Below are 13,009 nucleotides of genomic sequence, written 5' to 3'. Positions count from 1 at the left end.
CGGTCGGCGTCACCGGCGACGGTGGCCGGTCGCCAGATCCGCGAGCCGTGGGTCGACTTCGGGAAACGAGCCGTCGCCGAACAGGACGCGGGCCGCCAACGCACGACCGGCACGCCCCCGCAGCACGGTCACCGCCGCCTCCGCCGCAGCGGGGGATCGGATGCCGGCGAACACGCGGCGCAGCCAGAGCCGTCCTCGGAATTTGGCCCGCAACGTGTTCCCGTCGTACCGGCTGAGCAGGCGTTGGTCACCGGTACGCAGGTAGCCGGCGGTGACCGCCGCGGCCAGCTCGGACATGCGCAGGCAGGGGTCCAGCCCACCGGCCGTCAGCGGCGACACCGCGCCCGCCGCGTCTCCGACGAGCAGCCCGGCGGGGCTCGCCAACCGTCGCAGCACCCCGCCGACCGGGATCGGACCACCTCGACGCTCGACCGGGCCGGCCGGCGTCACCCGGCCGGGCGCGTCCGCGGCGAAGGCGTCCAGCAGGTGGCGGAGGCCGGTGCGCATCGCGTTCGGATATCCCGCGACGCCGACATGCGCATGCCGGCCGTCGTCGATGACCCAGCCCAGGTACCCGGGAGCGACCCGCGGGTCCAGCACGCAGTGGAACGCCGGGACGCTCGCGCCCGACTCGATCGCGTGAACGATCTCGGCACCGACGAGGAAGCGCCGGTTGACGTCGAGGCCGAGATCACGGGCCACCCGCGAGCGGGGGCCATCGGCGCCGATGACGAACCGGGCCGTCACCGGCTCCGCACCCGCGAACCGTACGAAACCGTTCGACGCGCCGACATACCGTACGCCCAGGAGGACCCGCGCCCCGGCCGACTCCGCCTCGTGACGCGCGTGCTCGTAGACGGCCGCCATGTCGGCCACCCGGTACTCGTCCCGGTCGCTGGTGAGCCGGATCGGCGCCCGCCGCGACGGCGGATACAGCAGCACGTCCCGGATACCCGGCCCGAGCAGGTGCTCCGGCAGGTCGAAGTCATCGAGAGTGCGGCGTACGAAGATCCCCGTCGTGCGGATGCCCGCCGACAGCGACCTGCGGCGGTCGACCACCATCACGTTCAGCTCGCGCCGCGCGAGCAGGAGTGCCGTGCGCAGGCCGGCCAGGCCCGCACCCACCACCAGGACGTCCACTGTCCGCATACCTTGCGACGCTAGGAGCGCTGCCCCGTCGGCGCCACGGGTTGCACGCTACCTGCCCCATACCTTCACACCGCCGCCACACTCCGGATCTTGATCGTGGGTCTCGGTCGTTGCCTCTGGCGGCCGGCTGAACTTCGTCCTCCACCCCTTCTTCCTGGTCTGGCTCGTCCCCGCCACCACCATCATGGCGAGCAGAGCCTCCCGGCCATCGAGGCCGGCGCGCGTAGGGAGAGTGGCCCTGACAGGGCGACGATAAGCGTGCCGGGCGCCGCTAGGTTGCGGGGGTGAGTAACAACGAGTTGGACACGTTCCCCCGGCACCTGCCGTCGAGCACGTTCCGCATCGGGGGTGAGCTGAGCGTGCGACGGCTCGGGTTCGGGGCCATGCACCTGCCGACCGCACCCCGACCGGCTCGCGAGGCCGCCATCGCCGTAGCCCGGCGCGCCGTCGAGCTGGGCGTCACCCTGATCGACACCGCGCACCTGTACGGCTGGGGCGCCAACGAGGAACTCCTCGCCGAGGCGCTGCACCCCTATCCTGACGACCTGCTCATCGCGACGAAGGTCGGGGTCGCGCCGCCGAGCCCCCCGCACGAGGCCGCGATCTGCGGACGGCCCGACTTCCTGCGCGACCAGGTCGAGCAGGGCCTGCGCCGGCTACGCGTCGACCGGCTCGAGCTGCTCCAACTGCATCGCGTCGACCCGGAGGTGCCGCTCGCCGACCAGCTGGGTGCGCTGCGCGACCTCCAGGCCGAGGGCAAGATCGGTCACATCGGACTGTCCGAGGTCACCGTCGGCCAGCTCCAGCAGGCGCTGCGGATCATCGACGTCGCGAGCGTCCAGAACCGCTACAGCATGCTGGATCGCGAGCACGAGGCCGTGCTCGACGCCTGCGCCGAGGCGGGGATCGCCTTCCTGCCCTGGCGCCCCGTCCACCCCGCGGTGGCGAGGGCGACCGCCGAGATCACCGCCGTGGCGGCCGAACTCGGCGCCACGGCGGCGCAGGTCTCGCTCGCCTGGCTGTTGCACCGCTCGCCCGTCGTGCTGCCGATCCCCGGCACCGGCGCGATCGGTCACCTGGAGGAGAACGTCGCCGCGGCGAACCTGCGGCTGAGCGACGACCGGTGGCGGCGGCTCGATCGGATCCAGCCGCGATGAGACGTGACGCTCCCTCCGGTCGTCGGGCGGCCGTCGATCCCTGAAGCACCGACAGGACGACGGTCTCCGAATCGTGGTTCGATAGGGATGGATCCACGTCGATCGCTCCTTCGATGAGTCCGTCCTCGCCCGGGGGCCGCGTCCCCGAGGCGTACGAACGATCAGGAGTGCCGCGTGTCCCCTTCCTTCTCACCGACCGGCGTGGATGTGACCACTGAGCGGCTCGTGCTGCGTCTGTGGCCCCCCGGCGACGTCGCCGCGGTCGTCGGCGGCCGCCGGCTCGCGCACTGGGCGCAGGACTTCCCCTCCGCCGCCGACCGGCGCATCGCCGGCTTCATCGCCGAGCGCCCCGAGGCCATGAACGTGTACGGCCAGCGTCAGATCGTCGAACGGGAGAGCGGTCTGGCCGTCGGCGCGATCGGGCTGTTCTGGCCGCCCGACGACGGCGTCATCGAGGTCGGGTACGGGATCGTGGAGTCCCGGCGTGGGCGCGGGTACGCCACGGAGGCGACCCGGGCGATGACCGCCTTCGGGCTCACCGCTCCGGGCGTGGACGAGGTGTTCGCCGACGTGGACCTGGCGAACGTGGCCTCCGTCCGCGTCCTGGAGAAGGCCGGGTTGCGACGTGTGCGTGGCGACGACGCGACGGCCAGGTTCGCCGCCAGGAGGCCGTGACCCCCCTCCCTCGCGAATCCTGGCACGCACGAGCAACAGGCGTGGCACGCACGGAAAAGCGGCGGATGCCCGCCCGTGCCATGCTCATGGCCAGGAGCGATCGAACGGGGAATGGCCTCATGAGGCAGACACCGCACCCGCAACCGGCCGGATCGTACTCTTCACCACCCCGATGACCGGCGGCGCCGACGGCCACACGGACCCGGGCGCCCCCATCCCCTTTACCTCTTTGTTCACGGTCACGCGACTGCCTCGGCACACGAGATCTCGAAGGGAGGTGAATGTCCATGACCGAAACGATCACGAGGTTCGGCGACAGGCTGCTGGAGCGGCTGGTCCCCAGGATGACGGTCCTCGCGTCGGGTCCCTGCCAGTGCGTGCGCACCTGCTGCATCGTCTACAGCAACGGCACCCGCCGGAGGGGAACCTACATCGAACACTGCTTCAGCGGCTCGGCGTGCACGGGCTGCACGGCGACCAGCGGCAGCTGCTAGCGACGGCACGTACGTCGAACACCGTCGTCGAACACCGTTTCAGCCGCTCGGCGTGCACGGGCTGCAGGCTGACCGGCGATCACCGCTGACCGGCGGTTACTGCTGACCGGCGGTTCTGCTGACCGGCGGGAGGCACGGGGCCGCCGTGGCCCGCCACGGGCACGGCGGCCCCGGAATCACCGGCCGGTCGGATTCGCGCTGGGAGTACGCGTGGAATATCTCGCTTTCGGATGTCGCTGGCTCGTCGCCCTCGTCTTCGCCGTCTCCGTCGTGAGCAAGCTCAGGGGGGACCGGCGGGAGTTCGTGGAGTCGACGCGGAAACTGCTGGGCGCCCTCCTTCCTTCGGGGAGCGCCCCGACTGCCGCCGCCAGGCTGGTCGCCCCCCTCGTCGTGGCCGCCGAGGCGGCCGTGGTGCTGCTGCTGGCCCCCGCGCCCTTCGTGGCGCTGATTCTCGCGGGCGTACTCGTCACCGCCTTCGGGCTGGCCATCGCGCTGGCCCTGCGCCGGGGCGTCGCCACCGCCTGCCGGTGCTTCGGCGGGTCGGCGCCGCTGAGCGGGTGGCATCTCGTACGCAACGCACTGCTCCTCGGCGCGGTCGCCGCGGGGCTGACGTTCGACCCCGGCCCGCTCGGCGCGGCCGAGGCCGCCGGGCTGGCGGTCACCGCGGCCGCGGCGCTCGCGGCGGCCGTGATCGTCGTACGTCTCGAAGAACTCGGCGAACTGTTCGGCCCGAGGCTGTCGTAGCCGTCGGGACGCTCGAAGGGAGCACGCAATGGCCGTGATGTGGGCCGCCATCGTCCTGGTCGGGGCGGTGTGCGCACTGGATCTTGTCCTGACGCTCGGCATCGTCCGCCGGCTGAAAGAGCACACCGCCCATCTCGAAGGGCTGCTGCGGGCCGGGCCCGCGGGGACGTTCGAGGGCGGGCTGCCTGCGGTGGGGACCGCCGTCGAGGAGTTCACCGCGACCACCCTCGACGGGGAGGAGATCGGCAGGAGTTCCCTGTCGGGTGAGACGCTGGTGGCGTTCTTCAGCCCCGGCTGCGCGCCCTGCGTGGAAAAGCTGCCGGGATTCCTCGCCCACGCCCGCGAGCGCATCGGGGGCCGCCGCCTGATCCTCGCGATCGTGGCGCCCGGGGAGCAGGCCGCGACGGCGCAGATGGCCGCCGAACTACGGCAGGTGGCGACGGTCGTCGTGGACGACGACTACGCCGGCGGGGTCGCCAGGGCCTTCTCCGTCACCGAATACCCCGCGTTCTGCCTGGTCAACAGCGAGGGGACGGTCCTCGCGGTCGAGCGTGACGTCGCCAGGCTCGCGGCGCCCGCCGAGAGATGACGGCGTCCGACCGCCGCCCGCTGGCGGCCGGGTTGATCCGGGCGATCGTTCTCGCCTGCCGGTCGGCCCCCTCCGCCATGGCCTGCTACCTTGCCGTCACCCTGCTGACGGCCGCGTTCCCGGTGGCGATCGCCTGGCTGACCAAGCTGACGCTCGACACGGTGGTGACGGCCGGCTCCATCTCGGCGGTCGCCGGGCTGGTGACCGGCCTCGCGGCGGCCGGCCTGGTGAACGCGGCCGTGCCGTACGCGACGCAGTACCTGCGGGGGGAGATCGACCGCAGGGTGGGGCTCTCCGCCCAGGACGAGCTGTTCACCGCCCTCGACCGGGCCGTGGGCGTCAGCCGGCTGGAGGACCCCGCCTTCCTGGACCGCCTGCGGCTCGCCCAGCAGAGCGCGAACACCCCCGGGCGGCTGGTCGACTACGTCCTCGGCTTCGTCCGCGGCCTGCTCACCCTCGCCGGGTTCGTCGGATCGCTCCTGGTGATCAACACGGCGATCACCCTCATCGTGCTGGCGGCCGGGGTTCCTGCCCTGATGATGTCCGTACGGCTCTCGCGGCTCAGGGCGGCGGTGCTGCTGTCGATCGGCCCGACCGAGCGCCGCGAGTTCTTCTACAGCGACCTCCTGACCAGCGTGAACGCGGCGAGGGAGGTCCGGCTGTTCGGGCTCGGCGTCTTCCTGCGCGGGCGGATGCTCGCCGACCGCATGGCCGCGAACGATGCCCGCCGCCGCCTCGACCGGCGCGAGCAACTGGTCCATGCGGCGCTCGCGACCCTGTCGGCGGCGGTTTCGGGCGCCGGGCTGGCCTGGACCGTGTTCGCGGCCGTCCAGGGGCAGCTCACCGTGGGCGACGTGTCCATGTTCGTGGCCGCGGTGATGGGCGTGCAGGGCGCGCTGGACTCCGTGGTGGACTCGATCGCCGGCGGCCACCAGCAGCTCATGATGTTCGGCCACTACGCGGCGGTGGTGGACGACGGGCCCGACCTGCCCGCCCCGGCGGAACCGCTCGACAGTCCCACGCTGCGCCACGGCATCGAGCTGCGCGACGTGTGGTTCCGCTACAGCGACGGGCATCCGTGGGTGCTGCGCGGCGTGAACCTGTTCCTTCCCGCCGGGACGACACTCGCGCTCGTCGGCCACAACGGCTCGGGCAAGAGCACGATCGTGAAGCTGCTCTGCCGCTTCTACGACCCCACGAAGGGCGCGATCCTGTGGGACGGCGTCAACATCAGGGACATGGATCCCGCCGCGCTGCGCGCACGCATCGGCGCGGTGTTCCAGGACTTCATGGCCTACGACTTCAGCGCCGCCGACAACGTCGCCCTCGGCGACCTCACCGCGCTCGGTGACCGCGGCCGCATCGAGACGGCCGCCGGCACGGCGGGCGTGCACGAGACCCTTCGCGGGCTGCCCCTCGGCTACGACACCCTGCTGACCCGGATGTTCTTCGGCGACTCGGGCGACGACGACACGCAGACGGGAGTGGTGCTGTCCGGCGGCCAGTGGCAGCGCGTGGCCCTGGCCCGGGCCTTCCTCCGCCGGTCCCGCGACCTCATGATCCTCGACGAGCCGAGCGCGGGCCTCGACGCGGAGGCCGAGCACGACATCCACACCCGGCTCCGCATGATCAGGTCCGGCCGCACCAGCCTGCTCATCTCCCATCGGCTCGGGGCCGTCCGGGACGCCGACCTCATCGTCCTGCTCGGCGACGGCGCCGTGAAGGAACAGGGCGCCCACGAAGAACTCCTCGCCGCCGGCGGGACGTACGCGCGGATGTTCCGGCTCCAGGCCCAGGGCTACGCCGAAACCGCCACGCGCCAACCGGAGGGATTCCCGCAGTGAGCGTCGTCGTCGTGAGCCTGGCGGTGTGCGCGGCGGCTGTCGCGGGAGCCGTCCTGTGGCTGCGCCTCCGCTACGTCATGGTCTCCGTGTCCGGCACGAGCATGGAACCCGCCTACCGCTCGGGCGACCGCGTCTGGGTCCGCCGCGCCCCGATCGGCTCGGTGCGGACCGGCCAGGTGGTGGTGGTCAGGCTCAGCTATCCCCCGGCCTGGAACCTCGCGGTCAGGGAGCCCTGGAGCATCAAGCGCGTGACCGCCGCCCCCGGCGACCCCGTGCCCAGGAGCGGCTTCGACGCCCTCGCCCGCGTCCCCGAGACGACCGTCCCCGACGACTGCCTGGTCGTCTCCGGCGACAACGCCGCCGACTCCTACGACTCCCGCCACTGCGGTTACGTCCCCGGCGACCGGTTGCTCGGCGTGGTGGTCCGCCGCGCGGCCGCCCCCAGCCCTCGCTGACCGCCCCCGGATCCCTGTCAGCGGCGGTGACGAACGGGCCGGCCGTCAGTTGTCCCCGATGAGCCGCCCCTTCCGCGCCTGCCACCGGTAACCGGCCGGGGTGACGCCGAAGGCCCTGCGGAAGGTGCGGTTGAAGTGCGAATCGTTCGGGAAACCCCACCGAGCGGCGATGGCGTTGATCGGTATGCCGTCCAGCCGGGGATCGGCCAGGGCGCGACGGCAGCGTTCCAGCCGCCGCTGTCGGATCCAGCCGCCGACGGTATGTCCTTCCTGCTGGAACATCCGGTACAGATGGCGCAGGGAGATGTGGTGGGCGGCGGCGATGACGGCGGGCGACAGATCGACCTGTCCCAGCCGTTGCTCGATGAACGCCCGGATCCGCAGAGTGAGTGTCCTGCTGGGGTCGGTCAGAAGCGGAGTGGGGGCGACTTCCAGCTCGTGGGCGAGCACGGCGATGACGAGATCGAGAGTGACGGTGGACAGCCGACCCACGTCGGCGACCGACAGCTCGTCGGACCGGGTCACGATTCCGCGAAGCAGGTCACTGAGCAGCGCGGCGACGCCCTGCCGGCCTGTGATCCCGGCGGCCAGCAGACGACGGATCTCCGGGACGGGAAACGGCAGAGCGTCATGCGGGATCCGCAAGATGATGCCGTCCGAGCCGGCCTGGTGCCGCGCCGTCGCCGTGTCACGCGGATCGCTCGCCGTCCACGCCTTGTAGGGAAGGGAGGTGTCGCAGAGCATCAGATCGGTCGGCGCCAGGAGCGTCTCGCGGTCCTCCTGTTGTATCCCCGCGATGCCGCGTAAGACGAGAGAGATCAGGTACGCCTCGGGATCCGAACTGCGGATCCTGCTCATGCTCCTGTGCGCCTCGAAGCCGACGCACTTGATCCGGGAGATCGGTACCGAACCGAGGTCGATCGTCGTCATCTCGGCCCAGAAGTCGGCTTCCCGGTCACTGGAGGCGCTGACCGAGACCACCGATCGGGCCACGGCCTGCCACCAGAAGTCGAACCGTTCGCTGACCGGTACGTCGTCGAGTCGTAGCACCGAAGTGATCACCGTCGCTCCCCATTCCGAACGGTCGGCGGCGTGTCGGCCACAGCCCCCGGCCCGCGCGTGACGAGCGAGCCGCGAGCAGGAATGCGGCACCGGCGGCGGAAGGACCAGGCCGCCGCGCCACCAAGCACCTTTCTCAGCTGGCTTGAAGTGGCAATCCCTGGCACTCAGTGAACATCAGCTATCCGACATTTCCTGCGACTCGTCCGTTGCACCCCATATCAGGGACATAGGCACGCAAATCCGGTCCTCAACCCAGGGGGGAGAAATGCGGATTTTCTGTCAACGCCGCTCGAAACCTGGGCGCTGGCCCACTTTTCGTGATCAGGTCACATCACCGAACCGATCGCCAGGGCACCCATCAGGCTCTTCCAGCCGGTTCACGGGTTGTCGTTCACGGGATGGTTTTGATATCAACCATTTCGAACCGGTCCCGGCGTTGACCCTGTCGCCCTGGGCAAGATCAGCCCACGCTCATCGAAGGGCTAAGAGGCGTAGTAGCTCAGCCTGCTCGGGGCGTACGGGAAGCGCCTGGTTACTGGCGCGAGGGTAGATCTCGGCTGCGGACCACTGCGCGGCTCGCACACTGGAAGCAGAGCCGATCCTGACGCCGCGTGCCCGTAGCTCAGCGAGCAACCATTCGGCATCGAACAGGTGCACCGACTCGATACGCCACGGGCGACTGGTGCCTCGCGACGAAGCCGGCGGCGACGCGGGTCCCGTCAGCACGAGGTAGTAGTCCACCGCCGCTCGCTCGGTCACGCGGGGCCACGATGAATGACGAGATTATCGGCCCGTCGACGACCTCTTCGGAGTCGATCGTCTCCTTCCAGCCTTCAAAGCGGGCCCTGCGCTTCCGCCATACCCATCACGGCAGGTCAGAGCGTCGAACGAAGATGCGGACGTCGTCGAGCGCATCGCCCACGGTCCCGCGTACGATCGGCACCGGGTCCTCGGCGAGCTGCCGCAGGAGGGCGATCGACTCGTCATCCACGGTCCCGTTGAGCCGGGCCATGTGTCCCACCCCCAACGCACCGCAACGCCGGATCTCGGCGTCGGTGTCGGCCATGGCTCTCTGCAGCCGCGGCGCGACCAGACCCGGATCGAGGACGTTCAGCGCCAGACCGAGCACCGCCACGCCGGTCAACGGCTCGCGGCGTTCGAAGGCCGCGTCGACCTCGGCGGGATCGTCGCAGCCCATGAGCTGTGAAATGTCGGTCCAGTCCACGTCGGCAATCTAGTGCCGGGTCGGGTTCGCGCCGGGGGCCATCCCGGCCGCAGGGACGGCCCACTGGCCGCGCGCGCTGGATCAGCCCCTCTGCCTCTTCGGCTCCAGCCTGCTCCCGAACTGGCCCCGCTGCACCTGGGCCGGGTCACTCGCGTTCGACGCCGCTGAACTCGGCTGGAACGAGTTCGCAGGGTGCGACCGGTCCGCGGATGACCCCGACGCTGCCTCCATGGCTCTTGACCGGGTCGCCGTTGGCGGAGTGCATCTGGACGACGAGCGTCTCGTCCGGCCCGAAATCCTCCGGATCGACCGAGAAGTCGATCGAGTCCTCAGCTCGTCTCAGCGGCATCCTGTCCGGCTGAGGCACGATCTCCCCTCGCGGCTCGCGGCAGGTCTGTCCGTGGGGGACGTAATCGATCACTGCTCGCACGCCCTCCTCTCCCAGCCTCTGCTCCAGTTCCTTGGGCCTGACGAACTCGTTGATCCGCACGGTGACCGTACCGTCGGAATTCTTGACGACGGCGAACGCCGGCGTGTCCGACATCAGCGGCACGACGACCGCCACCGCTACGACCACCGCTGCGGCCAACCCCGCCACGGCCACCAGCGGGCGTGCGGGTCGGCGCGCCGGCCGGGGTTCCCACGGGACCGTGGCGGCCTCCGCGCGCAGTTCCTCGAGCAGCTTGTCCCTGAACGACACCGTCATCACAGTCCTTCCGTCACGAGAGCCGCCGTTACGCCGGGTACCTTCCGCAGAGTCCGGCGGGCGCGATGCAGCCGGACTCTGGCCGTGCCGACCCTGATGCCCAGGGCCTGGGCCGCCTCCGCCACCGTCAGCTGGTCGATGACCACGAGTTCGAGCAACGCCCTCTCCCCTTCCGGCAGGTCGGCCATGGCCGACAGTGCCCGCCGGGCGGGCTCTTCGGCGTCGATGCGGTCGGTCAGGTCGGCGATGTCGTCGCCGTCCAGCAGCCGGCGCGCGACGACCCGTTCGACGGCGCGGGCCTCCCGCTCGCTGCGGCGTCGCTGGAGCGACAGCACGTTCCGCGCCACGCCGTACAGCCATCCGGTCTCGCTGCCCCGTCCCGGCCGGTAGGTGTCCCGGGAGTGCAGCGCCGCGAGGAACGTCTCCGCCGTCAGGTCGGCCACCGCGTGCGGGTCGGTCACCCGCCGTGCGACGAATCGCGTCATCGCGTCGAAATGCCGCAGGTAGAAGGTTTCGAAAGCCTGCGTCCCGGCTAACGGGTCCGCCGGTTCCACCTCGTTGAGCCGCACGAGCCGGGCTCCCTTCGTCCAACAGTGCTTACACCTTGTACTTGACCGAACCCCGGAATGCATTACGACGCGGTGCGGGTGCGGGCGAGCGACAGCCCCGGGCGGGCGTCCGCCCGCCCGGGGCAGCGGCCGGCTCGGTGGAGGTCAGTGGATCGCGGGCGGGGCGGTCGGTTTCCTCGCGGGCTCGCCGAGGGCGCCGCGCGCGGCGGCGATGGCACTGTGGAAGGACACCTCGCTGAGCAGGCCCGGCGCGGCGACCATGTCACCGGCGAGGAACACGCCGTCGCCGCGGTCTACGGCCGGCCGGTCGCGCCAGGTCTGACCGGGCAGGTCCAGCGCGCCGGTGCGGCGGTTGGCGACGCTGTGACGCCGCCAGGTGGTCCGCTCGCGCCAGCCGGGCAGCGCCTGGTCGACCAACTCCTCCAGCCGCACCAGCGCGTCGGCCTTGCCTTCCGTTCCCCGCAGGGGCAGCTGGGCCTGGATCAGCGATTCGCCGGGCGGAGCGAGGCTCGGGTCAGGCAGGCTGTAGCGCTCCAGCCAGCCGGCCGCGTCCAGGTCGGACACGACGAAGACGTCGCGACGATCGGCGCGTACGGCGAGGTCCAGCAGGAGCGTCCGGCCGCTCTCCACGCTGGGCGGCGTCGTGCCGAGCAGGCGGCCCGCGGCGTCCAGCGAGGTGGCGACGATGACCGGTGGCGCGGGCAGGTCGGTCACGCGCGCATCGGTCTCGATGCTGACGCCGAGGGCGCGGGCATGGGCGGCGAGCCGGTCGATGAGGCCGTTCCAGCCGCCCGTGAGGTAGCGGGCGGGCGGCCTTGGCGCGAACACGCGCAACAGCCGCTCCCAGACGAACGCGGCCGAGAGCCGGCCCGGCTCCGCGTAGAAGGTCGCCACTCCCATGAGGTTCGACGCGACCGACGCGGCCTGCTCTCCGTGGTGGCCGCGGATCCAGGTGTGGAAGTCGATGTCGACCGGTGCGCGTCGACGGCGGTGTGCCAGCACCCGCGACAGCGCGGGCGGCGGGGTACGGCGCAGCCGATCGCCGTGGCGGAACCGGAATCCGGCCAGACCGAGTAGCGGTACGCCGGAGTGCGGGCCGAGCAGATCGCGCTCGGCGAGCCATCGCCACCAGGCTCCGTCGCGGTAGAGCACGTGGGGGCCGTCGTGGGCCACGTACGGCGGTGCGGTGGCGCGGGCTCGCCCGCCGAGTGTGTGATGCGCCTCCAGGAGGCGGACCTGTGTTCCGGCCTCGGCGCAGGAGATGGCGGCGACCAGCCCGGCGAACCCGCCGCCGACAACAGTGATCCTCTTCATGACCGGATGACGACGTAGACGAGAATCATGTGACATGGACGATTGGGGCCAGCATCACCGCTACCTGTTCGCCGTCGCCTACCGCCTGCTGGGCAGCTCCGCGGATGCCGAAGACGCCGTGCAGGAGGCGTTCATCCGCCTGCGCACCTCCGCGCCCGCGGACCTGGAGCACCCGCGGGCCTGGCTCACGACGGTGACCTCCCGGATCTGCCTCGACATGCTGGGCTCGGCCCGCGCCCGCCACGAGACCTACGTCGGCACCTGGCTGCCCGAACCGCTGCTCGCCTACGACGACTCGGACCTGGGCGAGGTGAGCGCGATGCGGGAGTCGGTACGCACGGCCGTTCTCCTGGTGCTGGAGAGTCTCACGCCTGCCGAACGGGTCGCGTTCGTGTTGCACGACGTGTTCGGCATGGACTTCGACCGGCTCGCGACCGTGGTCGACCGCACCCCGCAGGCGTGCCGGCAACTCGCGTCGCGGGCGCGTCGGCGGGTTCGCGCCGCCGCGCCACCCCGGGTACCGGTCTCCGCCGAGGAGCACCGGCGGATCACCGCCACCTTCCTCAAGGCCGCCTCGGACGGGGACCTCGCGGAACTGGTCAACCTGCTCGATCCCCAGGTCGTGCTCCGCTCCGACGGCGGTGGCGCGGTTCACGCGGCGCGCGTGCCGGTGCACGGCCGGAAGCAGGTCATGACGCTGCTGGCCGGGCTTGCCCGCCGCTACGCCGGCGTGGCCGTCCGGCCGGTACGACTGGCCGGCGGCGACGGTGTCGTGCTGAGCCTGGAGGCGAAGGTGATCGGCGTGGTCGGCCTCGAGATCAGCGGTGGCCGGATCACCGAGTTGAACCTGGTGGTCAACCCGGCGAAACTGCCGAGATCGGGGGAGACGAGCGAACCGGATGCCGGCCGGCTGACCTGAGGCGTCTCGCCGCTCGTCGATTCGGTGACGGCGTGGAGGCTGCGACGGTTCGCATGGCCCGGATCGCGCAGGCCGCGAAAGGCGAGGAGTGATCGTATCCCGGAATC

14 protein-coding genes are annotated in these 13,009 nt (G+C 71.3%); 8 read left to right on the top strand and 6 right to left on the bottom strand.

Annotated features, from left to right (window positions below; genetic code table 11):
* Positions 1 to 9 precede the first annotated feature (9 nt).
* Positions 10 to 1,149 (bottom strand): NAD(P)/FAD-dependent oxidoreductase, encoded by a 1,140-nt coding sequence (locus IEY82_RS11490; RefSeq protein ID WP_189124051.1) that lies wholly within the window; start codon positions 1,147 to 1,149, stop codon positions 10 to 12.
* Positions 1,150 to 1,433: 284 nt separating this feature from the next.
* Between IEY82_RS11490 and IEY82_RS11485 the strand changes: the two genes are divergently transcribed.
* The 7 genes from IEY82_RS11485 (at position 1,434) to IEY82_RS11455 (ending at position 7,107) form a co-directional block, all read left to right on the top strand.
* Entirely contained in the window at positions 1,434 to 2,306 is an 873-nt protein-coding gene (locus IEY82_RS11485) for an aldo/keto reductase (RefSeq protein WP_225263070.1), read from the top strand.
* 174 nt (positions 2,307 to 2,480) lie between these two features.
* Positions 2,481 to 2,981 (top strand): GNAT family N-acetyltransferase, encoded by a 501-nt coding sequence (locus tag IEY82_RS11480; RefSeq protein ID WP_189124050.1) that lies wholly within the window; start codon positions 2,481 to 2,483, stop codon positions 2,979 to 2,981.
* A 287-nt stretch (positions 2,982 to 3,268) separates the two neighbouring features.
* Entirely contained in the window at positions 3,269 to 3,475 is a 207-nt protein-coding gene (locus IEY82_RS11475) for a hypothetical protein (protein ID WP_189124049.1), read from the top strand.
* A gap of 210 nt (positions 3,476 to 3,685) precedes the next feature.
* Positions 3,686 to 4,219, top strand: coding sequence for a MauE/DoxX family redox-associated membrane protein (locus IEY82_RS11470; protein ID WP_189124048.1), 534 nt, complete (start codon positions 3,686 to 3,688; stop codon positions 4,217 to 4,219).
* Between the two features lie 28 nt (positions 4,220 to 4,247).
* Positions 4,248 to 4,808, top strand: coding sequence for a TlpA family protein disulfide reductase (locus IEY82_RS11465; RefSeq protein ID WP_189124047.1), 561 nt, complete (start codon positions 4,248 to 4,250; stop codon positions 4,806 to 4,808).
* Positions 4,805 to 6,652, top strand: a complete 1,848-nt coding sequence (locus tag IEY82_RS11460) for an ABC transporter ATP-binding protein (protein WP_189124046.1) — start codon at positions 4,805 to 4,807, stop codon at positions 6,650 to 6,652. Before IEY82_RS11465 ends, IEY82_RS11460 begins: the two co-directional genes overlap by 4 nt.
* Positions 6,649 to 7,107: a S26 family signal peptidase gene (locus IEY82_RS11455; protein ID WP_225263072.1), complete on the top strand. Its 459-nt coding sequence runs from the start codon at positions 6,649 to 6,651 to the stop codon at positions 7,105 to 7,107. The genes IEY82_RS11460 and IEY82_RS11455 overlap by 4 nt, the downstream gene beginning before the upstream one ends.
* A 45-nt stretch (positions 7,108 to 7,152) precedes the next feature.
* Here the strand turns inward: IEY82_RS11455 and IEY82_RS11450 are convergent, their stop codons facing one another.
* The 5 genes from IEY82_RS11450 to IEY82_RS11430 all read right to left on the bottom strand — a co-directional run bounded on the left by IEY82_RS11450 (position 7,153) and on the right by IEY82_RS11430 (position 11,983).
* The gene (locus IEY82_RS11450; RefSeq protein WP_189124045.1) at positions 7,153 to 8,169 is read right to left on the bottom strand and encodes a helix-turn-helix domain-containing protein; all 1,017 of its coding nucleotides are present in this window, start codon (positions 8,167 to 8,169) and stop codon (positions 7,153 to 7,155) included.
* Between the two features lie 865 nt (positions 8,170 to 9,034).
* A complete protein-coding gene (locus IEY82_RS11445; RefSeq protein WP_189124044.1) occupies positions 9,035 to 9,394 on the bottom strand; it encodes a hypothetical protein in 360 nt (119 codons plus the stop codon).
* Positions 9,395 to 9,539: 145 nt separating this feature from the next.
* On the bottom strand, positions 9,540 to 10,100 hold the full coding sequence (locus tag IEY82_RS39850) for a hypothetical protein (RefSeq protein WP_189124043.1): 561 nt from the start codon (positions 10,098 to 10,100) through the stop codon (positions 9,540 to 9,542).
* Positions 10,100 to 10,669 carry an RNA polymerase sigma factor gene (locus tag IEY82_RS11435; protein WP_225263074.1) on the bottom strand — a complete coding sequence of 190 codons (570 nt, stop codon included), beginning with the start codon at positions 10,667 to 10,669 and terminating at the stop codon, positions 10,100 to 10,102. The genes IEY82_RS39850 and IEY82_RS11435 overlap by 1 nt, the downstream gene beginning before the upstream one ends.
* A 144-nt stretch (positions 10,670 to 10,813) precedes the next feature.
* Positions 10,814 to 11,983: an FAD-dependent oxidoreductase gene (locus IEY82_RS11430; RefSeq protein ID WP_189124041.1), complete on the bottom strand. Its 1,170-nt coding sequence runs from the start codon at positions 11,981 to 11,983 to the stop codon at positions 10,814 to 10,816.
* Between the two features lie 34 nt (positions 11,984 to 12,017).
* Here IEY82_RS11430 and sigJ point away from each other — a divergent pair, with 34 nt between their 5' ends.
* On the top strand, positions 12,018 to 12,902 hold the full coding sequence (gene sigJ / locus IEY82_RS11425; RefSeq protein WP_189124040.1) for an RNA polymerase sigma factor SigJ: 885 nt from the start codon (positions 12,018 to 12,020) through the stop codon (positions 12,900 to 12,902).
* Positions 12,903 to 13,009: the final 107 nt, after the last annotated feature.

It is taken from the genome of Nonomuraea cavernae (assembly GCF_014646355.1).
GTDB lineage: Bacteria > Actinomycetota > Actinomycetes > Streptosporangiales > Streptosporangiaceae > Nonomuraea > Nonomuraea cavernae.
The sequence above is the reverse complement of the archived record's forward strand: the minus strand, read 5'-3'. Positions and strand labels throughout refer to the sequence as shown.